General features: G+C 41.5%; 19 protein-coding genes and 1 tRNA gene. 4 read left to right on the top strand and 16 right to left on the bottom strand.

Annotated elements, in window-relative coordinates; genetic code table 11:
• Positions 1-2: 2 nt before the first annotated feature.
• Positions 3-1,448, top strand: a complete 1,446-nt coding sequence (locus tag RV13_RS14255; protein WP_060789373.1) for a sensor histidine kinase — start codon at positions 3-5, stop codon at positions 1,446-1,448.
• Entirely contained in the window at positions 1,441-2,973 is a 1,533-nt protein-coding gene (locus RV13_RS14250; protein WP_060789374.1) for a response regulator, read from the top strand. Before RV13_RS14255 ends, RV13_RS14250 begins: the two co-directional genes overlap by 8 nt.
• A 72-nt stretch (positions 2,974-3,045) precedes the next feature.
• On the opposite strand, the gene RV13_RS14245 is transcribed toward RV13_RS14250, so the two are convergent.
• From RV13_RS14245 to RV13_RS14210, 9 genes are all read right to left on the bottom strand, one after another.
• The gene (locus tag RV13_RS14245) at positions 3,046-5,430 is read right to left on the bottom strand and encodes a phosphoketolase family protein (protein ID WP_060789375.1); all 2,385 of its coding nucleotides are present in this window, start codon (positions 5,428-5,430) and stop codon (positions 3,046-3,048) included.
• A gap of 163 nt (positions 5,431-5,593) precedes the next feature.
• Complete coding sequence (gene araA / locus RV13_RS14240; protein ID WP_060789376.1) at positions 5,594-7,018, bottom strand: L-arabinose isomerase; 1,425 nt, start codon at positions 7,016-7,018, stop codon at positions 5,594-5,596.
• A 28-nt stretch (positions 7,019-7,046) separates the two neighbouring features.
• Positions 7,047-7,745, bottom strand: a complete 699-nt coding sequence (locus RV13_RS14235) for an L-ribulose-5-phosphate 4-epimerase (protein ID WP_060789377.1) — start codon at positions 7,743-7,745, stop codon at positions 7,047-7,049.
• Between the two features lie 12 nt (positions 7,746-7,757).
• The gene (locus tag RV13_RS14230; protein WP_060789378.1) at positions 7,758-9,347 is read right to left on the bottom strand and encodes a xylulokinase; all 1,590 of its coding nucleotides are present in this window, start codon (positions 9,345-9,347) and stop codon (positions 7,758-7,760) included.
• A 164-nt stretch (positions 9,348-9,511) separates the two neighbouring features.
• Complete coding sequence (locus RV13_RS14225) at positions 9,512-10,597, bottom strand: GntR family transcriptional regulator (protein WP_060789379.1); 1,086 nt, start codon at positions 10,595-10,597, stop codon at positions 9,512-9,514.
• A gap of 184 nt (positions 10,598-10,781) precedes the next feature.
• Positions 10,782-11,066 (bottom strand): DUF1905 domain-containing protein, encoded by a 285-nt coding sequence (locus tag RV13_RS14220; protein WP_060789380.1) that lies wholly within the window; start codon positions 11,064-11,066, stop codon positions 10,782-10,784.
• A 98-nt stretch (positions 11,067-11,164) separates the two neighbouring features.
• A tRNA-Sec gene (locus RV13_RS21045) sits at positions 11,165-11,261 on the bottom strand.
• Between the two features lie 146 nt (positions 11,262-11,407).
• Entirely contained in the window at positions 11,408-11,770 is a 363-nt protein-coding gene (locus RV13_RS14215; protein WP_010743984.1) for a DUF1622 domain-containing protein, read from the bottom strand.
• Between the two features lie 486 nt (positions 11,771-12,256).
• A complete protein-coding gene (locus RV13_RS14210; protein WP_060789381.1) occupies positions 12,257-14,323 on the bottom strand; it encodes an LTA synthase family protein in 2,067 nt (688 codons plus the stop codon).
• Positions 14,324-14,752: 429 nt separating this feature from the next.
• Here RV13_RS14210 and RV13_RS14205 point away from each other — a divergent pair, with 429 nt between their 5' ends.
• A complete protein-coding gene (locus RV13_RS14205) occupies positions 14,753-15,226 on the top strand; it encodes a hypothetical protein (RefSeq protein ID WP_249024484.1) in 474 nt (157 codons plus the stop codon).
• 71 nt (positions 15,227-15,297) lie between these two features.
• Positions 15,298-15,501, top strand: coding sequence for a helix-turn-helix domain-containing protein (locus RV13_RS14200; RefSeq protein ID WP_010743987.1), 204 nt, complete (start codon positions 15,298-15,300; stop codon positions 15,499-15,501).
• Positions 15,502-15,533: 32 nt separating this feature from the next.
• Here RV13_RS14200 and RV13_RS14195 read toward each other — a convergent pair whose 3' ends face one another.
• The 7 genes from RV13_RS14195 to RV13_RS14165 form a co-directional block, all read right to left on the bottom strand.
• Positions 15,534-17,336, bottom strand: coding sequence for an ABC transporter permease (locus tag RV13_RS14195; protein ID WP_060789382.1), 1,803 nt, complete (start codon positions 17,334-17,336; stop codon positions 15,534-15,536).
• Between the two features lie 11 nt (positions 17,337-17,347).
• Positions 17,348-18,100, bottom strand: coding sequence for an ABC transporter ATP-binding protein (locus RV13_RS14190; RefSeq protein WP_060789383.1), 753 nt, complete (start codon positions 18,098-18,100; stop codon positions 17,348-17,350).
• Positions 18,101-18,148: 48 nt separating this feature from the next.
• On the bottom strand, positions 18,149-18,508 hold the full coding sequence (locus RV13_RS14185) for a YxeA family protein (protein ID WP_028021041.1): 360 nt from the start codon (positions 18,506-18,508) through the stop codon (positions 18,149-18,151).
• A gap of 203 nt (positions 18,509-18,711) precedes the next feature.
• Entirely contained in the window at positions 18,712-19,257 is a 546-nt protein-coding gene (locus tag RV13_RS14180; protein ID WP_028021042.1) for a CD3073 family putative ECF transporter S component, read from the bottom strand.
• Complete coding sequence (locus tag RV13_RS14175) at positions 19,247-19,756, bottom strand: CD3072 family TudS-related putative desulfidase (protein ID WP_169794377.1); 510 nt, start codon at positions 19,754-19,756, stop codon at positions 19,247-19,249. The genes RV13_RS14180 and RV13_RS14175 overlap by 11 nt, the downstream gene beginning before the upstream one ends.
• Positions 19,757-19,768: 12 nt before the next feature.
• Complete coding sequence (gene selA / locus RV13_RS14170) at positions 19,769-21,145, bottom strand: L-seryl-tRNA(Sec) selenium transferase (protein WP_028021044.1); 1,377 nt, start codon at positions 21,143-21,145, stop codon at positions 19,769-19,771.
• A gap of 15 nt (positions 21,146-21,160) precedes the next feature.
• Complete coding sequence (locus tag RV13_RS14165; protein WP_028021045.1) at positions 21,161-22,285, bottom strand: aminotransferase class V-fold PLP-dependent enzyme; 1,125 nt, start codon at positions 22,283-22,285, stop codon at positions 21,161-21,163.
• Positions 22,286-22,334: the final 49 nt, after the last annotated feature.

The following is a 22,334-nucleotide window of genomic DNA, read 5'->3' as shown; positions in this document are numbered from 1 at the left end:
CCATGAAAAAACAGTTAAGTATAAAGGCACTTCTTCAACGAATCAGCTGGCTGATGTTGATTTTATCCATCGTTCCACTAATTATCAGCGTCTTGATTTATACGCGTTACCTCTTCACCTATGAACGCAGCATCAGCAATATCTCTGAAGCAAATCGAATTGCAAACGATGTGGAAGAAAATATTATGGAGGAAGCTTGGAGCCTCACCTATGGCCAAACGAAGCCAAGTGAGTTTACCGAAAGCAATAGTGTTCGCCGAGTAAAGAAAGAAATCCGACAAATAAAAGAGAACACACAAAGTGCTCAGGAACGTGCGACATTGAATATTGTGATTCGTTCGTTAGACAATGTGAACAGCTTCTTAGAAAAAATCGTTGGAAATGTCCAGCAGGATGCACCATTTAATGAAAATCAAGAATTAATGAATCAAGTCGAAGCCGCTACCAAACTCGTTCATGATATTCTTCAAGATTTTGTTACCGTCGAGATTCAGCTAGCTGCCAATCATAGTGAACAGGTCCGGCGTTCCATCATTGTTTTGTCTATCATTGAAGGCGTGATCATCTGTTTGATCATTCTATTTACAAGAAAAACCAATCAACGACTAGTCAAACAAATTCAACAGCCGATGGATGAAATGATCAAAATGGCAGACGCCTTATCCGATGGGAAGCTCAACTATCGAATTAAAACATTGCCGGGCAACGAACTGTTAAAGCTAAGCAACAGCATGAACGAGATGGCAGATAACCTCGTAGTGCTTTTAGAAGAAAATGCCTTGAAGCAATACAACCTCGCGCAAAGTGAGGTACGTGTCCTTCAAGCGCAGATCACCCCTCACTTTATTTATAACAGTTTAGATGCCATCCTTGTCTTGGCGGAAATGAATGACGTGGATAAAGTCAAAGAGATGACCTATGCCCTCTCCGATTTCTTTCGAATTTCTCTGAGTCAGGGGCAGGATTGGATTCCCGTGGAAAAGGAAATCAAGCACATTACCGATTATTTAGTCATCTTACAAATTCGCTATGGAGATTCCTTGACCTATTCGATTGAAATTGAAGATAAAATCAAGAACTACTCCATGCTAAAAATGATCTTACAGCCCCTTATTGAAAACGCGATTTATCACGGAACAAAGCTGGTACGAAGGACTGGAAAAATCATTGTACAGGCCTTTTTAGATGACCAAAGGCATATCCACTTTTATGTTATTGATAATGGAAAAGGCATTCCGTCAGAAAAGCTGCAGGAAATCAATTTAGAGCTGAAAAATGGCTTGGATACTGATTTTAATGCTGGCTATGGCCTATTTAACGTAAATAAACGCCTGCTGCTTTATTATGGCAAACAAGCAAAAATTGAAATTACAAGCATAGTAGATACTGGGACGACGGTCCACGTAATTATTCCTATTATGGAAGAAGGAGCCCTCAAAGATGTTTAAGGTATTTATAGTCGAAGATGAACACTTGATTCGTGAATCGTTAAAGCGAAACTTAAATCAGCTGGCAGAGACACTTCCCCTCGAAGTTGTTGGGGAAGCAAGTGACGGAGAGGTAGCCCTTTCTCTGATCTTAGAGGAGCAGCCAGATATTCTATTAACAGATATTCGCATGCCCTTTATGAACGGTATCGAACTGTCTCAGGAAGTCAAAAAAAGCTTTCCTGCTACAGAAATTATCTTTATCAGCGGGTTCGATGAGTTTACCTATGCCAAAGCCGCGATTCACTTACAGGTCGCGGAATATTTACTAAAGCCCATCAAGCACGACGAATTAAAAAGCAGTCTCGAAAAAGTAATCGCACGATTGGAGCAAAAAAAGCAGCCCATTCCTGTTGACACTTATTCCTTCGATGTCCAAAAAAATCTTTTTCTAAATGCGATTTTTGGCAATCAGTGGTCTACCTCTGAAGCAATCGAAGAGGCGCGTCGTTTAAACAGACAAATCGCAGGTAAAAAATACATCGTGCTTCTTGTCACCAACTATCTCAACAAGAACTTTGCGGATTATGAACGCTTTCGAGAAAAACTATCCCGACTATTTCATTCGGAGGAGGAGCTGTTCTTCTCCTGTCTCTCCTCCCGCTTCATTAAGATCATGATCTTTCATCCAAACCAAGCGACACTCTTAAAAAAGGCGGAGGATACAGCGATCAAACTATACTCTGAACTAAACACAGGCGAATCCAATCTCGTCGTGGCGATCGGTCACCCGGTAGAACGAATCAGCGAAATTGAAAATAGCTATGAAACAGCGAAGCAGCTGTTGGAATATTCCGTGATCAAAACTAAGCAAAACGTTCTTCATTATCAAGATTTTAATGAGCAATTCCAAAAATACCAACAGACGCTTCCGCTAAAAGAGAAGCTCGAACAAATCAGTAACAAGGAACTTCGGCACCTCGTCGAAGAAATTATTCAAAAAACAGAGGGAGACAAAAATCCGTTATTATTTAGGCTATTTTTACTAAATCAACTGAATCCGCTGATCAGCGAACGAAATAAACAATCAAAAGAGCCTTTCCCGCTTCCTTCGCAAGGAAAGCTATCAACGATCGTTTCCGACACGCTTTTATTCCGTACCTATATCGAGCAATCGCTGGCCTTTTTAAAAAGAACAATTATTAGTGACAGTATGGGACAATATCGCGAGCTTTTAGAACACTCTATCACTTACATTAAGCAGCATTTCTCAGATTCAGACCTGACCTTAGGCAGTGTGGCGACACACATTAATTTAAGCAGCTCCCATTTCAGTACAGTATTCTCACAGGCACTCGGGAAAACGTTTATTGAATACTTAACCGAACAACGACTTACAGAGGCAAAACGCTTATTAAAGGAAACGGACTGGAAATTAGCAACGATCGCCTCAGAGATCGGCTACAATGATCCCAATTACTTTAGCTATATTTTTAAGCGGAAAGAAGGCCTTTCACCAAAGGAGTATCGAAAAAAAAATCAATAATAAAGCAAGAAAAGAACCGCAATCCGTCCAATAAACTGGCGATGATTGCGGTTCTTAGTCATTCAGCTATTCTTAGCTAAAATGATATTCTTTACGTTTCAAGGCTTCCCATTTCCAGTCTTCAACTTCTGGAATGTCTCGGCCTTCTGTTCGAATGAAGTCATGGTGCTTCGTTAATGTTTCATCCATTTCGTTAGAGAACGCTTGTGCTTCTTCTCCGTAGACAGCGTTAGCCGCATCCTGTGCTAAGTGGAAGCGATCCAATTCACTGAAGACACGCATATCAAACGGTGTCGTGATGTCCCCATTTTCACGGTAGCCATGGATACGCAAGTTATGATTGTGACGATTAAAGAAGATATCACGAACCATACCTTCGTAGCCGTGGAAAGCAAAGACGATTGGTTTGTCCGCAGTAAAGATAGCATCGAATTCTTCATCTGTTAATCCACGAGGATCAATATCTGGATGACGTAATTTCAAAATGTCCACAACATTGACAAAACGGATCTTCAAATCAGGGAACTGTTTGTTTAAGATCGATACAGCGGCTAGAGCCTCTAAGTTTGGTTCGGTCCCTGCAGCTGCGATCACAAGATCTGGTTCTTGCCCTTCGTCGGTACTTGCCCAGTCGATGACTTTCAAGCCTTTTTCAACTAGTTCTTCTGCTTCATCGGCAGAGTAAAATTGTGGACGCGGATGTTTGCTTGAAACAATAAGATTGATAACTTGTTTGTCTTGCATCGCTTTATCCATTACCGCCATCAAGCTGTTAGCATCGGCTGGTAAGTATTCACGGATAAATTCAGGTTTCTTTTCCGCTAAGTGAGTCAAGACGCCTGGATCTTGGTGCGTATAACCGTTATGGTCTTGTTGGAATACGGTAGATGTCGCGATCAAGTTCAATGCTGGATATTCCTTATGCCATGCATGGGCACTAGCCTTACGCATCCATTTGAAGTGTTGTGTCAGCATAGAATCTACCACGCGCAAGAACGATTCGTAACTGGCAAAGAAGCCATGACGTCCTGTCAAGACATATCCTTCTAAAAAGCCTTCTGCTTGGTGTTCAGACAATTGACCGTCAATTACTCGACCGGCAGATGATTGCCATTCGTCGGTACTGTTTTTTGGTTCCATCCATTGACGATCGGTTACATCAAATACTTTGTTTAAGCGATTTGATTTTGTTTCATCAGGTCCAAAAATTCGGAAGTTCGTTGGGTTTTCAGTAATCATATCGCGAGCCTGTTGACCAAAGACGATCATATCTTGTGCCATTACCGCACCCGGGGTCGTTGTATCAATTGCATATTGCTTCCAGTTTGGCATTTTCATCGGTTTTGGATCGATCCCGCCGTTTGTAATTGGATTGGTTGACATGCGACGATCGCCCTTTGGTGAGATCTCTTTTAATTCATCAATGATCTTTCCATTTTCATCGAATAATTCTTCTGGACGGTATGATTTCAACCAATCGACTAATTTATCGGCATGTTCCATGTCTTCTGAACCAACTGGAATTGGCACTTGGTGCGCACGGAACGTTCCTTCTAATTGTTCGCCGTCCCATGTTTGCGGACCTGTCCAGCCTTTAGGGGTACGGAACAAGATTACTGGCCAGTTCGGCATTGCCGCATCTTCCGCTTTGCCTTTGCGAGCTTCTGCTTGAATTGTTTTGATTTCAGTAATTACGTTGTCTAATGTTTCAGCCATAATTGGGTGAACTTTTTCTGGATCTGTTCCTTCGATAAAGTAAGGTTTCCAGCCAAGCCCTTCGAAATATTTCTTCAAATCTTCATCGCTTTTGCGAGAAAGAATCGTTGGGTTAGAAATTTTTCCGCCATTTAGGTAAACAATTGGCAATACCGCCCCATCATTGACCGGATTGATAAACACATTTGAGAACCAGCCGCCTGCTAATGGACCTGTTTCTGCTTCACCATCACCGACAACTGTCGCAGCAATAACATCTGGGTTGTCTAAAATTGCTCCGGTCGCATGAGACAAGGCATAGCCCAGCTCGCCGCCTTCATGAATAGATCCAGGAGTTTCTGGCGCCGCATGAGAAGCGATCCCGCCTGGGAATGAGAACATTTTGCATAATTTCTTCAAGCCGGCTTCATCTTCAGTGATTTCAGGATAGATCTCTGTATAGCTGCCGTCGATGTAGGAGTTGGACACCATTACTTGTCCGCCGTGACCAGGGCCTTCAATGTAGAACATGTTTAAATCGTATTTATTGATTGCACGGTTTAAATGCGCATATAAAAAGTTTTGACCTGCGATCGTTCCCCAGTGACCGATAGGATGCGTCTTCACATCTTCTTTTTCTAGTGGTTTTCTTAACAGTGGGTTATCCTTTAAATACATTTGCGCGACTGAGATATAGTTCGCTGCACGCCACCAAGCATCGACTTTTCCTAAGTATTCCTTTGAATCAAAATTAGTTGCCATGAGTAAGACTCCTTTTTAGTCATTTTTACTTTTATTATTTTAGTACAATATACCTTTAATTACCAGAGATGTAAATACCTTTTCGAAAATTAATAGTGATTTTTACTTTTATTAGTCGAATAAAATATTGGCTCAGAAAAATCCAAGCCAATATTTTTATTTTCTACTTGATAGTAACGTATTCTAAATCAACCAATTTCGCCCAAGTAATGATCTGTTCTGTCGTCAAATTCAACGAAACAACTGTATGATGTCCCCCGCCTATTTGAATCCATTGGCCGACACCGTCATGGAAGTTTGGTTTTACTTTCCATAATACGCGGGCAACTGGCAGATTCGGCGCAGCTTCTGTCGGTTCAAAAGCTTCAACCTCATTAATCAATAATTTATAGTGGGTACCAAAGTCCGCCATTGAAACAACTACACCGTCCCCTGCTTTTCCATCAAATACTAAGCGCGCAGGATCTTCGCGGTCACCCATTGATAATGGGGAAACAACAATTTTTGGTTTGTTCACGGCTAAGGTCGGATCGACCTCCATCATATGTGATTGCAGAATCGCTTCTTTGCCTGCAGCCAATTCGTATGTGTAATCTTCCATGAAGCCAGTGTTTTCGTTGTGGGCCATCACTTTCATTAAGCGATCTAAAGCCGCTGTTTTCCAGTCACCTTCCCCCGCAAAGCCGTAGCCTTCAGCCATTAAGCGTTGAACAGCTAATCCAGGCAATTGCTGCATGCCGTACAAATCTTCAAAGTTAGAGGTGAAGGCGTTGTAATCACCCGCCTCTAGGAAACGGCGAATCCCAATTTCTTGCTTTGCCTGTACTTTGACATGGGCTTCCCATTTGTCATGATCATAATCACCATAATCAAAATCATATATTTTTTTGTATTCAGCAAATAGCTCGTCAACTTCTTCCTCTTTGACAGCCTCTACATACTGCACTAAATCACCGATACCAAAGTAGTCAACGACCCAACCGAATTGAATTTGCGCTTCGACTTTATCCCCTTCAGTGACGGCAACATTACGCATATTGTCCCCAAAGCGCGCTACCTTAATATTGAAGCTTTCATTGTATGCGACAGCGACATCCATCCAGTCAGCGATTTGTTGTTGCACACTATCCGTTTGCCAGTAGCCGACAACGATTTGATTTTGCTTTTTCAAGCGGGCATTGATGAAGCCGTACTCACGGTCTCCATGAGCCGACTGGTTCAAATTCATGAAATCCATATCGATCGTATCCCAAGGAATGCTTTCATTAAATTGTGTCGCTAAATGCAGCAAAGGTTTTTGCAATAATTTTGTGCCGCGAATCCACATTTTTGCTGGTGAGAAGGTATGCATCCAAGTAATGACACCTGCTACATCATCACGATAATTGACTTCCTTCATGATTTTTGTAATCGTATCGGATGTTACCGCTAATTCCTTCAAGACGATTGAGTACTTCATTTTCCCGCTGTCATTCAGACCCTTAACGATTGCTTCTGCGTCTGCCTTCACGCTCTTTAATGCTTCTTCTCCATATAGATGTTGTGATCCTACGACAAACCAAAATTCTTTTTTGCTTACTTCTAACATTCCTGTTCGCTCCTTTATAATAGTGAGTTTAATTTCCTTGCCCGTAATAGGCATTTTTTCCGTGTTTTCTTAAATAGTGCTTATCTAAAACTCGTTGCGGCAGCTCCTCTGCAAAGCTGTTTAACTGACGCGCAAAGAGATTCATCTTCGCTACTTCGTCCAAAACGACCGCATTCATAACGGCACTTTTAGCATCTTTCCCCCAAGTAAACGGCCCATGTCCGTGAAGTAAAACACCAGGGATTTCCATCACATCTATGTCTCGTTTCTTGAAGGTTTCGATAATGACCTTGCCTGTTTCATGTTCGTATCCATCATCTATTTCTTTTTGGGTTAAAAATCTGGCACATGGCACCGTTCCGTAAAAAGTATCTGCATGCGTGGTTCCCATCGCTGGTAAATCCAATCCTGCCTGCGCCCAAATCGTTGCCCAAGTAGAATGCGTGTGACAGATACCGCCGATTTCAGGAAAAGCTTGATATAAGACCGCATGGGTTGGTGTATCCGAGGAAGGATTTAATTCTCCTTCAATGACAGTATTCTCTAAATCAACGACCACCATATCCGAAGCCTTCATTTCGTCATAGCTTACGCCGCTAGGCTTGATGACAAAATAGCCGGTCTCCTTATCAAAAGCACTAACATTTCCCCAGGTATACTTGATTAATCCTTGCTTTGGTAGTTCTAAATTCGCTTGAAAAACTTCTTCTTTTAGTTGTTCTAACATGGGACTCTCTCCTTATTTCAACGCTTGGATGGCTTCTGCTTCAATCTTCAGACCTTTTTCATACCGTTCAATAAATTCGCTATAGCCCTGCAAATCCTCTTCCTTCGGCTCAAGTGTTACTCCTTCACTGCCTGCGAACACCTTCTGCTCCAAGAATTCTGCTAGCGTGAGCACTTCCTCCGACTGATAAGCCGCTAGCAAAGCAATGCCCCAAGCACCGCCTTCGCCAGCTGTTTCCATCACGGTCACAGGCGCTTCCATCGCTGAGGCTAAAATTCGTTGACCGACTTCAGGGGTCTTGAAGATTCCGCCATGTCCGACTAATTTATCAATTCGAATTGTTTCCTTTTTCAAAATTTCCATCCCGATTCGCATCGCTCCAAAGGCACTGGATAGATGCAGACGCATGAAGTTCGCTAAATCAAACTTGCTCTCAGGTGTCCGGACGAATAATGGACGTCCCTCATTCATACCAGTGATATTCTCACCAGAGTGATACCCATAAGAAAGCAGCCCTCCACAGTCAGGATCCCCCTCCAAAGCCTTTTCAAACAGTGTGGTATACAGCTTTTCTGTGTTAATATCCAAACCTAATGCTTCAGAAAACTCTTTAAATAAATGGACCCAAGCATTAATTTCAGAGGAACAATTATTGGTGTGCACCATCGCCACGAGATCACCCATCGGCGTCGTCACCAAATCTATTTCTGGGTGAACTTCTTTTAACTTCTCCTCCAGGACGATCATGGCAAAGGCCGAGGTTCCAGCCGAGACATTTCCCGTTCTTTGACGCACACTGTTCGTCGCAACCATCCCAGTTCCCGCATCTCCTTCAGGGGGACAAAGCGGAATCCCTGGCTGCAATGTTCCTGTAGGATCAAGCAGATATGCGCCTTCTTGCGTCAACGTTCCAGCGGCTTCTCCTGCAAGCAGCACCTTCGGTAATACTTGACTTAATTCTTGAGTAAAGGCCGTTCCTTCAGTCAACTGGCTAAAAATTTCCACCATTTGTTGATCATAATTCTTTGTCTCCGTATCAATTGGAAACATACCGGAAGCATCGCCAACACCCAAGACTTTTTGTCCGGTCATCTGCCAATGAATGTAGCCTGCTAAAGTGGTCAAAAAGTGAATCTCGCTTACATGCTCTTCCTGATTTAGGATCGCTTGATAAAGGTGCGCGATACTCCAGCGTTGTGGAATGTTGTATTGAAAAGCCTCCGTCAGCTTTTCTTCCGCTTCGGCTGTGATAGCATTGCGCCAAGTTCTAAAAGGAACCAGCAATTCATCGTTTTTATCAAAGGCCATATAACCATGCATCATGGCACTAAAGCCGATCGAGCCGATCGTCGACAAAGTTTCACCATACTCCTCGAAGACTTCCGTTGCCATTTTGCGATAGCTTACTCGTAAGCCCTTCCAAATATCCTCTAATGAATACGTCCAAATTCCATTTTCTAAGGCATTTTCCCATTCAAAGCTTCCTGCAGCAATCGGTACCAAATCTGATCCAATCAAGACTGACTTGATTCGTGTAGAACCAAACTCGATTCCTAAAGCTGTCCGGCCATCCATGATATCCAGTTTGATTTTTGCGATCATTTCCTTCGTTTTGATAGGAATCTCCTCCCTTGTTCTCTATTTGTTACCGTTATCATACAATTTGTGTACGTACATGTCAACCGATTATTTATTTTTGTTCGTACAAATATTCTGCTGAACACGCAAAAAAAGCAGCTCCTACTACGAGCTGCTTTTTTGATGATTTATAATAATGGTGTGACTGAATCTCTTTCAATTAACGTTGGTTCATAGAGGATATTCTCTGGATCGCGGCCTTCTTCGATCGCTTCGATGATCCAATTAGCCGAATCCTGCCCCATCTGTTCCTTCGGATGATTCAAGGTCGTAAGCTTCACATTCCCTATTTTACTCAAGGCAGAATTATCATTTCCAATTACCGAAAGCTCTTGAGGAATCTGTAAGCCATTCGCACTTAGACGATCGATTAAGCTGCTAGCCACCTGATCGTTGTAGCAAACGAGCCCTGTAATCTGAGGCTCTTCTTTCAATCGCGCCTGGACCTGATCGAAAATGGTTTTTCTTGTTTCTGTTTCATAGGTAATGATGTCCTCTGGAGAAAATTGGATACCAGATTTCTCACAGGCCTTAATGAATCCCTTCATCCGATATTTCCCTTGGAGGTCATCTATTTTTGTGACTAACAGCAGCTTTTTATGATTGTTTTTGATCAAATAGTCTGTCGCTAAAAAGCCGCTCTCAACATCATCTACACAAATAAAAGGCGCACTGATTTCTTCGTAAACAGCATTGATCATAACCATCGGAATCCCCTGCTCTCTTAAGCGAACATACAGTGCTAGATTCGGATTGTACTGATTACTTTTGGTCGGTTCAACGATCAACCCCTCAACCCCTTGAGTGATCATTTTTTCGATACATTGCTTTTCTTGTTGAAAATCATTATTCGTGCTAGCTAATAAAAGCGAATAGCCTTTTTCCCTTAACGTCTTTTCAATGCCGCGAATAATCGAAGGGAAAATGTAATCAGATAAGTAGGTGGTAACAACACCAATGGTTTTATGATTATTGCTTGGCGCTTTACTTTCTTGTTTATACTTTATATCTACGTAAGTCCCCGAACCCTTTTCTTTTCTAAGAAAGCCTTCATTCACAAGCAAGGCAATCGCTTGGCGGATCGTGTGTCGGCTTACCTGATAATCTTTTTGTAGCTGTAATTCTGGCGGAATCGCCATATTTTCTTTGTATTCACCGGAAAGAATCCTTGATTTCAATTCATCGGCGATCGTCTGATATTTTGATTGGTTCATAGCCTGCCCTTTCCTTCACTAAGTATTTGTATACAGAGTAACAGAAAATTCAAAATATCGCCATATATGTCCGAACAAATTTTCATCATTCTGTTCATTTCCGTACATATCTATGAGTATTTGTTTCCTTGTTCTTACGAAAACTTACTCTAACTATCAAAATAGCCTTTTGAACAATTAGCTTTTATTCCATGGAAAAAACACGGACAGAGACAGTATCACCGATATCTTTTTCGATCTTCTTTCGAATATCCTTCCGAATTCCCAAAATATAGCAAATACTGCCATCTTCGTTCTTAACACCCATGTTTACGATACTCCCTTGATAGTCCACACCGTCAAAGGTGGCGCGGACTTTGACACGCCCTTTACCAAATTCTTCTCGAATGTCGTAAGGAAAAATAATATAAGCGCCACCTTTACCGACTTCAGAAGCATATATCTGGGATTCAAATTTGTATTCCTTCATTACTTTAATCTCTCCAATCCTTTAAAAAATAAAAAAACCGATGCTCCTCTACTTAGAAAGAATTCTAAATCTAGCAACATCGGTGATTAAGGTCATATTGGCGGGAATGTGTGGGAATCGAACCCACCCAAGAAGCTCCTAACTCCTCATACTGGTTTTGAAGACCAGAGGGAACACCAGAACCCATCCACTCCCGAAACAAAATAATCATACCACTCCTTCAAGCGGGAATCAATAACAAATCGCAAAGAAAAAAAGAAAGAAATAGTCGGCTGTACGTTTACTTCTTTCTTTTAAAAAATTACTAACTTATTGGGTTGTATTTCCACGTCATTTTCTTTCTATCTCTTCGCTTCTTCATCAGAAAATTCACTGATTTCCTTATTTAAAAAATAAGAAATCATCGTTCGGATGACGACAATCAATCCCAATTTGATAATGTCTTGAAAGGTTGGATTAATGATCGTTTCAATAATATCCGCCACGATTAGAAACTCTAAGCTTAACAAAATATAGCTGCCTAAATAAGCCTTGATGTATTTATTTTTTTGTAAAACAGAAGAAAACTCATTGTTGCTTCCGTGATGAAGCAGCTTCACAAACGCAAGCACTGCTCCCACGATAATAATAGCAATTGATAGGACATCCAGTAATAGAACGATCGGATGAAAAAATGTTTGTATAATATGCTCAATAGCTGCCATACTCACCCCGCCCTTTTTCCACTATAGTTCTATCTTAAGCCGAAACAGTCTCTGAATCAAATGGATCGATTGTTTTACGTTTTCTTAGAACCTTTTAAGCAAGCGATAAGCTTCACTATCTAGAGTAGGTTTTATCTTAATTTTGAAGGGATGATTATTATGCTGAAAACTTTAAAGGAACGTACCCCCGCTTTTTTAAAAGATGCCTTTTATGACCTACTGATTTTATCGCTTTCCCATTTGTTTTATCAAATAATCAGCCAATTGCTGAATCGCTAGATTGGCGGGAATGTGTGGGAATCCAGCCCTTTTTAAAGGTTCTATCAACGAGAAATAGACGTAGAAGAAAACGCGCGTTTCTATTTTCGCTTTACAGGTGCTTCAACGAAACCTGTCATAAATTTCTATACTCTAAGACTTTTTATATTTTCCGAAATGTTGAATCAAAAAAGAAGCATCCATTTTATTGGATACTTCTTCTTGAACTTACTGTATTGGCGGATAAAGGTTTGCGGTCGTTTTATTGCCATTCTTCGAGTAAAGACTGGTTGATTGACTACCCTTTTCTTTTTCGATCTCCGTGTTTTTCTTATCTAAATCATGATAATCGTATTTTTTCGGATCGACGGGCGTGAAACCTTCTGGTGTGTAGAAACGCAAGAGATTTTCTTGGTTCAACTTATCGGATAAGCTTAAGGCTTGTTTGACCTGCTTCTGCTGCTTATCGATCTCCGGTTCAATATTCAAGGCTTTTGGATCAACCTTCTCACCGGTTTTATTGTCATAGGTCTCTCCGCCTAATTCCGTGTAATTTGGTGAGACAAAGTCCCCATTTCGAAAAGCAACGGTTTGATCATGCTGAGGTGAAAATAAATCCGTCCCAAATTGAATATATTTTTTCGTATCAATGCCCATTAAATGCAGCAGCGTTGGTAAGACGTCAATTTCGCCGCCATATTGATGCTGGATACCGCCCTTTGTATAGCCGGGAATATGGAACATCAATGGTACTCGCTGCATCTGCGCATCATCAAATTTATCCCAAGTCGTTGGGTCTTTTCCTAGTGCTTTAGCCAGATCCTTATTATTGCTGTCGGAAATTCCAAAGTGATCCCCGTAAATCATAAAGATCGAGTTTTGATAGATCCCTGAAGCTTTCAGATAGTCAAAGAATTGACGCAAGGATTCGTCTAAATAATGAGCCGTGCGCACATAGTCATCCACTGTACTGTTGCCTGTTTTTAACGCTGGGAAGTTGAAATTCTTATCATCCGTTAAATACGGTGTATGATTTGTTACGGTTAAAAATTTCGTATAGAAGGGCTGTTGCAGGTGCTCTAAGTGCCCCACCGTTTCCTTCAGCATGTCCTTATCTAAAATGCCATAGCCTAGATTTTCATCTGACTGATTAAAGTAGGAGCGATCAAAAAAGTTTTGATAGCCGAGATTTTTATAGACATGGTCGCGATTCCAGAAGCTGCCAACATTCCCATGGAAAACTGCACTGGTATAGCCGGCTTGCTGATTCAAGATTGCTGGCGCTGCTTGGAAGGTATTGTCTGAACCTAATTGCGTAAACAATGACCCCTGTGGCAACCCAAAGGTCCCTGTTTCCAGCATGTTTTCTGCATCGCTGGTCTTGCCTTGTCCAACTTCATGGAAGAAATTATCAAAGGCCAGCGTTTGCTTGTTGTCATTTTCCAAACTGTTCAAAAATGGTGTAACTTCTTGTCCATCCACCTTCATATTGATCAGGAATTGTTGGAAGCTTTCCAAGTGGATCACAATAATATTCTTTCCCTTGGCGATGCCGTATTTGCTTGGATCAGGAGCTGCGTAATGACTTTTCGTATATTTTAAAATATCTGTTAGTCCATTGCTTGATGCATGGGCACGTACACTGTTTGTCTGCTCCGTTTTGATCCCATCGTAAACAGTAAAGGCGTCTAATCCTAAATACTTTACGATATAAGACCGGTCAAAGGTCCGTTGCAGTAATTGTGGGCGATTCGCCTCACTTAATGATAAATTGATTGAGAAGGTCAAGGCTGCTAAACAGCTGACTGCTACTGCGAAAGTTTTTTTGACAGGTTTGCTGACGATTTCCTTTCGTTTCGCAAAAATATAAATCAATATTCCTAAGAAAGCGAGTATATCTACCCAATAAAAAATATCATGAGGTTTCATCAAAGCAAACGAACTGCCGGAGATCCCTTGTGATACCTTTGAAAATCCTAAAATCGATTTGATCGTCACAAAATCAGTAAATTCACGATAAAAAATCACGTTCAAATATAGGATCAAGGTATTTAGCAGATCCATCAAAAATAAGACGAGCAAGGCTGGTTTCATTTTTTTGACGTAAAGAAACACCCCAAAAAGCAGCAATGTCGTAGCAATTGGATTGATCCATAAAATGAAGTATTGAATGGACCCTTCCACACCTAATGAAAAATCTACATAATAGGCTAAGATCGTCTTTGCCCAAAAAAGCACGCTGACCATCAATAAGATAAGCCAACGATTGGTAAAAGCTTTTTTTACCCGGTTCATCCGGAACACTTCTTTCTTTATTAAATTGTCCGCTACTACTATAGAGCAGAATTAAAAAATATGCATTTTTATATGGGATTCAGTAGAGAATTTTATATTTTTTGAACGAAAAGTGATCTTTCCTTCAAATTTTAAGGAATGAACCGCTAGTTAATTGACTTTTCGTCGTCAAATGAAAATTTCCTAAGACACAAAAAATTCATAATCTTAATAATTATCCATAAAATAACAAAATAGTTCAGCCTTTATCACTCTTTTTTCTAGGGTAAGACAACATTCCTTGGGAAATCACTAGAACACTTCTCAATGATCTGAATCTCTTATTCGATATATTTTTATCGTTTTTCGATAAATTTTTATTGACTTTGTTTAAATCGATGGGTATAGTTAACTCAACAAATAAATCAAAGAAATAAGGAGTGTATGAAAATGAATTCAGAAAAAAGTGTATTTAAAGGGTTGAAATGGGTATTTAGTTTTTTTGTTGGTATTATGGGGATCGCGGCTGTAGGATTGCTGGTGATGGCCGTTCTCTTTAATCTTCCTACTGTCTCACAGGAATTATCTGTTGTCAGTGTAGACAGCCTGCCTTTTGGGCGCTATACCTTTGATATCTTGTCTTCACCGATTTTTCTCTTGCTGCTGATAGCAAACATTATCTTGTATGGTATCCTGTTCTTGTTTGTCCGCAGCTTCTTCAAGAACCTAGAAATGGACTATATTTTTGTAAGAGATAACGTCGATATGGCTAAAAAAATCGCCGTCATCATGTTGCTATTATCCATAACTTCAGGTCTTCCTGATTTATATGCCTCTTTCCAAGGCTTTACTACAGACAGTGCTCTCATGGATTTGACCTATATTGTCGGCGCAGCGATCGTCTGGGCACTCGCAAAAATTTAGAGAAAGCGAATTTAATCGCAGAAGAAAATGAATTAACGATTTAAGCACGACTTACAAAAGGAGGCAAAATAATGATTCAAGTAAACTTAGATGTCATGCTGGCAAAAAGAAAAATGTCTTCCGGGGAGCTGGCAAAGAGAGTCGGTATGACCAATGCCAATATCTCTGTGCTCAAAACCGGCAAAGCAAAAGCCGTCCGTTTTTCTACCCTTAATGAGATTTGCAAGGTGCTGGAATGCCAGCCAGGAGATATCTTAGCCTATATTGAAGAATAGAAAAGCTTCCAGCTGCTCGCTGGAAGCTTTTTTTAGTCCTCGTGTTTCATCACGATTCCTGTGTAGATCCATACTGTTAATAGATAGTAGATAAAGTACAGGATAAAGAAAATCAAGAACGGCAGCCAAATGTTGCTGTAAGGATCACTCATCAATGTTTTAAATAGCTGCAGACCAAATAATACATGTGTAACGCCCAACAATCCCGGAACTAAAAATAGAATACCGATTTCTTTGCGAATCGATTGTTTTAAAAGTTTGCGACGCGTTCCAATTTTTTCCAGCATACTGTAGCGTTGAATATCGCTTTTTGCACCAGATAAAATTTTGAACATCAGACAGCTGGCCAACATTGTTAAAAAGGCAATACCTAGGAAAAAGCCCATAAATTCAAAGCCTGAGAATAACGCATTATACAATTCATACACCAGCGCTTTTTGATTCATACTGCCCATATCTTTATTAATGGTCGGGTTTTTAACAAAATTCTCTTCCGCTAACTGTTTTAAAGCGGCTTTATCCTTCGAAAAATCTGACACATGAATCAGACGGAGCTCTGTGGCTTTCATTGGTAACGCCGCAAATTCTTCACTGGACAAAAATTGATGCTTCTTCGTACTTTGATTGGGTAGCTCTAACGAACGCAGTTGATCCGAAGCAGTCAGATCCTTCGCCAGTGTTTCTCCATCATAGCTCTTCTTTTTCGTTTCCCGGCTAGTAGTAAATTCCTTCGCCATGAACGGCGTTTGATTGAATTGCCCACGATCATAATAGATGGTATCCTTATCCTCTTTTTGTTGATAAGCAACATCCGAGGTCGCGTCAATCTTCTGCAACTCTGATGTGTTGAACGCTTGACCATTATTCAAAACTAGATCATAAGCTGAAGTTGCATCTGTCATTTTCATAATCTCATTGTGGAATCCGAGTCCCACAGTGATCGCTCCTAATGCTAGCGCAAAAAGCATCGCTACCATGGATAATATCCGCGTATAATCTTGGATACGGAAGCTTAGCTGTGACAGGGTAAAATTGTTCAATTTCTTCAAGGCGATACTGTCGCTGCGCTTCAAAAGATCCAACACAAAAATCAGGATCGAATGAAAGACAAAGTATGTTCCTAAAACAATCGTAACCAACGCAATAATCAAAGCTAAGAAGGCTAAGGTCATTACCTGGGTCATCATGTAATAGCCAATCCCTAAAAAGGCAATACCCGCAATAACTTCAAGAATCAAAGTAATTACTTTACGATTTGCAGGGAGCGGTGTTTCACTTGCCCGCAGCAGATTCAGGATCGGTTTTCTCACGATCGTCATGGCATTGACAAAGGCCGCTATTAAGAAAATAACGGTGAAAAAGATCAATGTAAAGAGAGCTGCAGAGGAATTGATTGCCGTAAAATGAGTGATCTTAATCTCTAATTGCTTGACCAATAACTGCTGTACAACACCACTCAAGCCGATACCGAGAATCACTCCGACTAAAGTAGCGCCAACGCCCACGACAAAGGTTTCAATAAAGATCAATTGAGCAATCTTTCGTCCTTTTGCACCAAGCATCATAAACATCGCATAATCCTTTTGCCGCATCGACATCAAAAACGAGTTCGCATATAGAATATATACGAAGGTAATAATCGAGAGCAGTACCGTCCCTAGATGGAAAATCATAACCACTGAATTAATCATAGAATTGTTTTTCAAAAAGGCCTCATTCGTTGCTAAGCCTTCGAACATATAAAAGATTCCTGAAGCGACAACCAAGCCTGAAAACAGCACCACGTAATCTCTTAGGCGTCCCTTAATCCCAGTAAGTGATAATTTTAAAAGCATCGAAAGTCCCCCTACTGTTCCAAGTTACCGAGAATGCTTAAAATCTGACGATAGAAAGCTTCTCGTGTTTGATTTTCACGTTTAACCTCTTGATAGATCACTCCGTCTTTGATAAATAAAATCCGTTGACAGTAGCTAGCAGAGAAAGGATCGTGAGTGACTAATAAAATTGATACCTGATCTTTTTGATTCAATTCCTCCATCGTATCCAATAGATCGCGAGCACTATTGGAATCTAGTGCTCCCGTCGGTTCATCTCCTAATAGGATCGTTGGTTGCGTGATCAAAGCCCGAGCGGCAGCGACACGTTGCTTTTGCCCTCCGGAAATTTGAGCAGGATAACTATTCAAAATACTGTCGATTGACAATCGTTTGGCTACATCTGAGACTCTGCGATGTATCTCTTTAGCCTTCACTCCTTGTAAAGATAAAGGAACCGCGATATTTTCCGCTGCAGTTAAATTTTCAAGCAGGTTAAAATCTTGAAAAATGAATCCAATTTCGCGACTACGAAAATCAGCTAGCTTGTTGCCTGATAATTTTGTTACATCCGCTTGGTTGATTCGAATCTTCCCATCTGTAGGCTTATCCAAAGTAGCCAATAGATTCAATAACGTTGATTTACCTGAACCGGATGCTCCCATAATTCCGACAAATTCGCCTTTTTCAACTTCAAAAGAAATTCCCTTTAAGGCTTGCGTCTTTTTCTGATTGCCTTTTCCATAGGTTTTCTTTACTTCATTCACTGATACAATTTTTTCCATACTTTCACTCCTAATTGCTTCTTTTTCTCTGTACAGTCCGCGAAATGATCAAACACCTAATTTTTCCGCGGCCTTTTTCGGAACCTCTTTTTGTTGCACCTCTTCGTAAGAAGTTACGCCCTTCTTTTCGTTCCAGGTAACTTTAAGAAACGCTTCGCGACGTAAAGGACGAGATTTTGAGGCATTGAAATCCAGCATTTTTTTATTGCCAGCTTTGTCATAGCCCGGCAACGAATAGCTATAGTCTACATATGTATTTCCACTCGTATCCTTCTCTTCAATTCGTTGACCGTCTGTCGTGATTTGGACATAATAATCATCGCCGCCCTTCACGACTTTATCTGCTATTTGTAAGCCTACATAGGCGATGACAATTAAACTAACTAAACCAATCAAAATTTTTTTCATCACTGATTGCTCCTTTTTATTTCTAGGGCTACTATAAAATATTCCTAGACTATCAACCATTGAAACAACCTAAATTCGTCTAACATTTTTGTCATTTGGCAAAAATAGGCAAAAAAAATAAGCTAGTCTCAACTGTTCTGGTTGATCCTAGCTCACCTTAAAATTTCCAGACTAAGCACCTTAGTCGTAGAAGCTATTCATACTCATTTTACTGCAAAGCGTTTCATTTGCGGTAATTTAACAAACCACGCGACTAGCAGACACGAAACAATCTTATCGACGACATTCCCCATAACTGCACCCCAGTAAGTCGCACTGATCATTTCCTTCCCAGAAGCCCTGAGCGCCATGATCACGATATCTGTCCCCGATCCAGTAAATCCTCCGAATAGTGCTAGACGAATCGGGGCACCGATCATTGGACAAATAAAGGCCAATAAGATTCCTGCAATCAACGCTTGTTTATAGCCAAAGCCATTTTTCGCCAATAATGCTACTACAATGGCTACCGCTACATTTACCAACGCGAAAGGAATGGAAAGCGGCCCGCTAATTAATCCCATTAGTAAATTGGTTGTTACACCCGTGATGATTCCATACCCTATACCAAAATTGGCGGCAATAAAAATCGTGCCCATTGTATCTAAAAACAATAATGGAATCTTCAACATAGATACCGCTTCACCCAGTACTACATTTAATACGACTGCAATGGCACACATTGCAATCACTCTTGCTTTACTGTTCATTCTTTATCCCTCTTTCTAAAAAAACGTGTAACTGTTCTTCAAATTCTCCCTGATCGTCCTCGCTGTACCAAGTGGGTACCTCTAAATATTGGGTCGCGATTTGCCGCTGCTCGCATTCCGTAAAAAATTCTTCCATCAGAACACCCCGCTGTCCACTAATAGAGCAATTGGGACTTTCATTGATCCCGATAATTCCCAGATACTGGTAGCCCTCCGCTTGATAGGCTTGAATTTGCTGGATAATGGGCGTTAGCAGCTCTCGACATTTTTGACGGTAGTTTGGCAAATCACGGTACTCCTCATAGGTCATCGGTGGACGATCGCCTCCCAGCACGATAAACTCTGGACAGGGCAGCTGAAGCAAGGCAATCCCGCGACTCAGCAGATCAATCGCAAAAGGAAATGCTCCACGTGCCCGTTCCCAACCGTGAATCACGGCGTTTTGGTTCAAAACACAATGAGACACGACAACCAATTGTTTCTGTGGTTGAATCGTCATCCCTCCTTCCATTTATTTAAAAATTTCTTGCAGGCTTTCTTGAATCAGCGGAAATTCATCCAATGCAATCGTCCGCATATCTAAGAAATTGCAATCATTTTTTACCCTTGTAATAATTGGTGTTGCTGCAAATCGTAGTTTCTCCTGCAGAACATCCGCTGCAAATCGTTCACTGCTTAAAACAACCGCATAGGTCGGCAAGAGATGTTCTGGATACGAACCGCCGCCAATTTTACTGCTGTCTTTTTCGATTTTTACACTTAACTCTGTAATGAATTGCAGCATCGCAGCCAATTCCGCTGCTTTTCCTAAGCAATCTTCTTCACTCAGTCCGATCATTTGTAATGTCGGCACAGATTTGAGGGCTTCCTTTTCATCAAGGTACAAGGATAAAGTCGCTTCCAGCGCACTTAACGTCATTTTATCGATACGCAATGCCCGTAAAAGCTGGTTCTTCTTCATCTTCTCGATGTATTCTCGTTTTCCAACAATGATTCCTGCCTGTGGTCCTCCTAATAATTTGTCTCCGCTGAAGGTTACAATGTCGCAGCCTTGATCCAATACTTCCTTCACAGTCGGCTCATAAGGCAACCCAAAAGGACGCATATCAAGTAGCAGACCGCTGCCTAAATCATTGATCAGCGGTAAATTATTCTCGTGAGCCAGTTCTGCCAACTTCTCCAATTTCGGACATTCGGTAAAACCAACAATACGATAATTACTGGTATGCACCTTTAGAATCGCTCCAGTTTCTTCATTCAACGCCTTTTCATAATCTGCTAAATGTGTTTTATTCGTTGTTCCCACTTCTACGATTGTTCCACCGCTGGAGGTAATGACATCTGGAATTCGGAAGGCGCCGCCGATTTCTACTAGCTCGCCCCGTGAAACGAGCACTTCTTTTTCCTGTACCAGTGTACTTAAGACTAGCAATACGGCTGCCGCATTATTATTTACAACCAAGACGTCTTCTGCTCCCGTGAGCTTTTTCACGATCGATACTAAGTGACTATAGCGAGACCCTCGTTTGCCGCTTTCCAGGTCCAACTCCAAATTTGAATAATGAAAACTAGTCGCTAGCAGCTGCTCCTGTGCTTTTTCGCTTAAGGAGGAGCGACCTAAATTCGTATGAATGACTGTTCCAGTCCCATTTATCACACGACGTAATGAGAACTGCTTTTCTTCCAACTGCTTATGAATCATTGCGATAACTTCTTTTTGATCGATCACAGTTTTGCGTGTCCCATCGACCACTGATTCCCGAAGACGTGCGACTACTTGCTGTGTTGCTTCTTTGGCTTTTCCGTGGGGATAGATCGGATCAATCTGCTTCAATAGAACATCCACGGAGGGCAAGCTTGCTAAAATATTTTGAATCTCTTTTGACATAAGCCACCTGCTTTCTTAGCGTAACGCCAGATTTTTTATTGCCGCCAAGGTCTTATCTACTTCAGCCTTGGTTGTAAAACTTGAGAAGGACAAACGGACTGTTCCGCGATCCGCGGTTCCTAACGCTTCGTGCATCAAAGGCGCGCAATGATAGCCTGGACGTGTAGCAATCTGATACTCTTCCCACAATAAATCACTAACGATTGCCGACTCTGCATCCTTGATGTTCAATGAAAAGACATCCACTCGAGGACCTGTGAAATCTCCATAAATCGTTAACCCCTCAATTGTTTGCAGCTCCTGATAAAAATAAGCACCGAGTTTTTCCGAAGGTTCGCGGTCTTTCAACCACTGGATACTCGCTGTTAAGCCCGCAATTCCGGGAATATTCATTGTTCCTGCTTCCAATAGCGTCGGCAGCTCCTTAGGCTGTACCTTCGAAAAGGACTGCATGCCGTCCCCGCCGGTCAATACCGGTTCCAACGGTAAGTCTTTTCGCAAACACACGCCGCCGGTCCCCTGTGGTCCATACAGCGACTTGTGACCAGTAAAACACAACGCCGAGATTTTCCCGTCGCTGAGATCAATTGGTACGACACCAGCAGTTTGAGAGGCATCAATAATTAGATAAAGTCCCCGCTCTGTACAGAAATCCTTTACCCATTCAAGGTCCAATAAATTCCCTGTAACGTTGCTCGCGTGATTACAAACTACTGCCTTTGTTTCTGAACGAACTTTTTCTGCGAACTCCTGATAGTTCAGTCGACCTGTCACCGCTTCACTGGAAATAACGTCGACGCTGGCCCCCTGTGCTTCTAATTGATACAACGGACGCAACACAGAGTTGTGCTCCCAAGAGGTCGTCACCACATGATCTCCCGGCTGAATCAATCCCTTTAAAACTTCATTTAAAGAAACGGTCGCGTTGTTAGTAAACGCCACCTCATAATGTTGGTCTGCGTTAAATAGAGCCTTCACCTGATTGCGCGCCTTCTCCGCTACTCGAAACCCTGCCAGCGAATAGCCGTGGGCTCCGCGAGAGGGATTCCCGTACTCGCCGGTTAGAATTTCCGCCATCGTCTCTGCCACCACCTTAGGCTTTTGAGCCGTCGTGGCGGCATTATCCAAATAGATGCCCATTATTATCCCTTCTTCCTTTAATGGATTTTTTCCTACAGAAGTCTACTAG

Origin of the sequence: Enterococcus raffinosus (genome assembly GCF_001886185.1) — a bacterium.
In the GTDB taxonomy this organism is placed as follows: domain Bacteria; phylum Bacillota; class Bacilli; order Lactobacillales; family Enterococcaceae; genus Enterococcus_A; species Enterococcus_A raffinosus.
This window is presented reverse-complemented; position numbering and strand designations above follow the sequence as displayed.

Coding starts and splice junctions, on each gene's coding strand:
- RV13_RS14245 (WP_060789375.1), bottom strand. CDS start 5,430: ATGGCAACTAATTTTGATTCAAAGGAATACTTAGGAAAAGTCGATGCT.
- RV13_RS14205 (WP_249024484.1), top strand. CDS start 14,753: ATGAATTCAGAAAAAAGTGTATTTAAAGGGTTGAAATGGGTATTTAGT.
- RV13_RS14230 (WP_060789378.1), bottom strand. CDS start 9,347: ATGATCGCAAAAATCAAACTGGATATCATGGATGGCCGGACAGCTTTA.
- RV13_RS14185 (WP_028021041.1), bottom strand. CDS start 18,508: ATGAAAAAAATTTTGATTGGTTTAGTTAGTTTAATTGTCATCGCCTAT.
- RV13_RS14220 (WP_060789380.1), bottom strand. CDS start 11,066: ATGAAGGAATACAAATTTGAATCCCAGATATATGCTTCTGAAGTCGGT.
- RV13_RS14215 (WP_010743984.1), bottom strand. CDS start 11,770: ATGGCAGCTATTGAGCATATTATACAAACATTTTTTCATCCGATCGTT.
- araA (WP_060789376.1), bottom strand. CDS start 7,018: ATGTTAGAAGTAAGCAAAAAAGAATTTTGGTTTGTCGTAGGATCACAA.
- selA (WP_028021044.1), bottom strand. CDS start 21,145: ATGTCAAAAGAGATTCAAAATATTTTAGCAAGCTTGCCCTCCGTGGAT.
- RV13_RS14250 (WP_060789374.1), top strand. CDS start 1,441: ATGTTTAAGGTATTTATAGTCGAAGATGAACACTTGATTCGTGAATCG.
- RV13_RS14210 (WP_060789381.1), bottom strand. CDS start 14,323: ATGAACCGGGTAAAAAAAGCTTTTACCAATCGTTGGCTTATCTTATTG.
- RV13_RS14200 (WP_010743987.1), top strand. CDS start 15,298: ATGATTCAAGTAAACTTAGATGTCATGCTGGCAAAAAGAAAAATGTCT.
- RV13_RS14195 (WP_060789382.1), bottom strand. CDS start 17,336: ATGCTTTTAAAATTATCACTTACTGGGATTAAGGGACGCCTAAGAGAT.
- RV13_RS14235 (WP_060789377.1), bottom strand. CDS start 7,745: ATGTTAGAACAACTAAAAGAAGAAGTTTTTCAAGCGAATTTAGAACTA.
- RV13_RS14180 (WP_028021042.1), bottom strand. CDS start 19,257: ATGAACAGTAAAGCAAGAGTGATTGCAATGTGTGCCATTGCAGTCGTA.
- RV13_RS14225 (WP_060789379.1), bottom strand. CDS start 10,597: ATGAACCAATCAAAATATCAGACGATCGCCGATGAATTGAAATCAAGG.
- RV13_RS14190 (WP_060789383.1), bottom strand. CDS start 18,100: ATGGAAAAAATTGTATCAGTGAATGAAGTAAAGAAAACCTATGGAAAA.
- RV13_RS14165 (WP_028021045.1), bottom strand. CDS start 22,285: ATGGGCATCTATTTGGATAATGCCGCCACGACGGCTCAAAAGCCTAAG.
- RV13_RS14175 (WP_169794377.1), bottom strand. CDS start 19,756: ATGACGATTCAACCACAGAAACAATTGGTTGTCGTGTCTCATTGTGTT.
- RV13_RS14255 (WP_060789373.1), top strand. CDS start 3: ATGAAAAAACAGTTAAGTATAAAGGCACTTCTTCAACGAATCAGCTGG.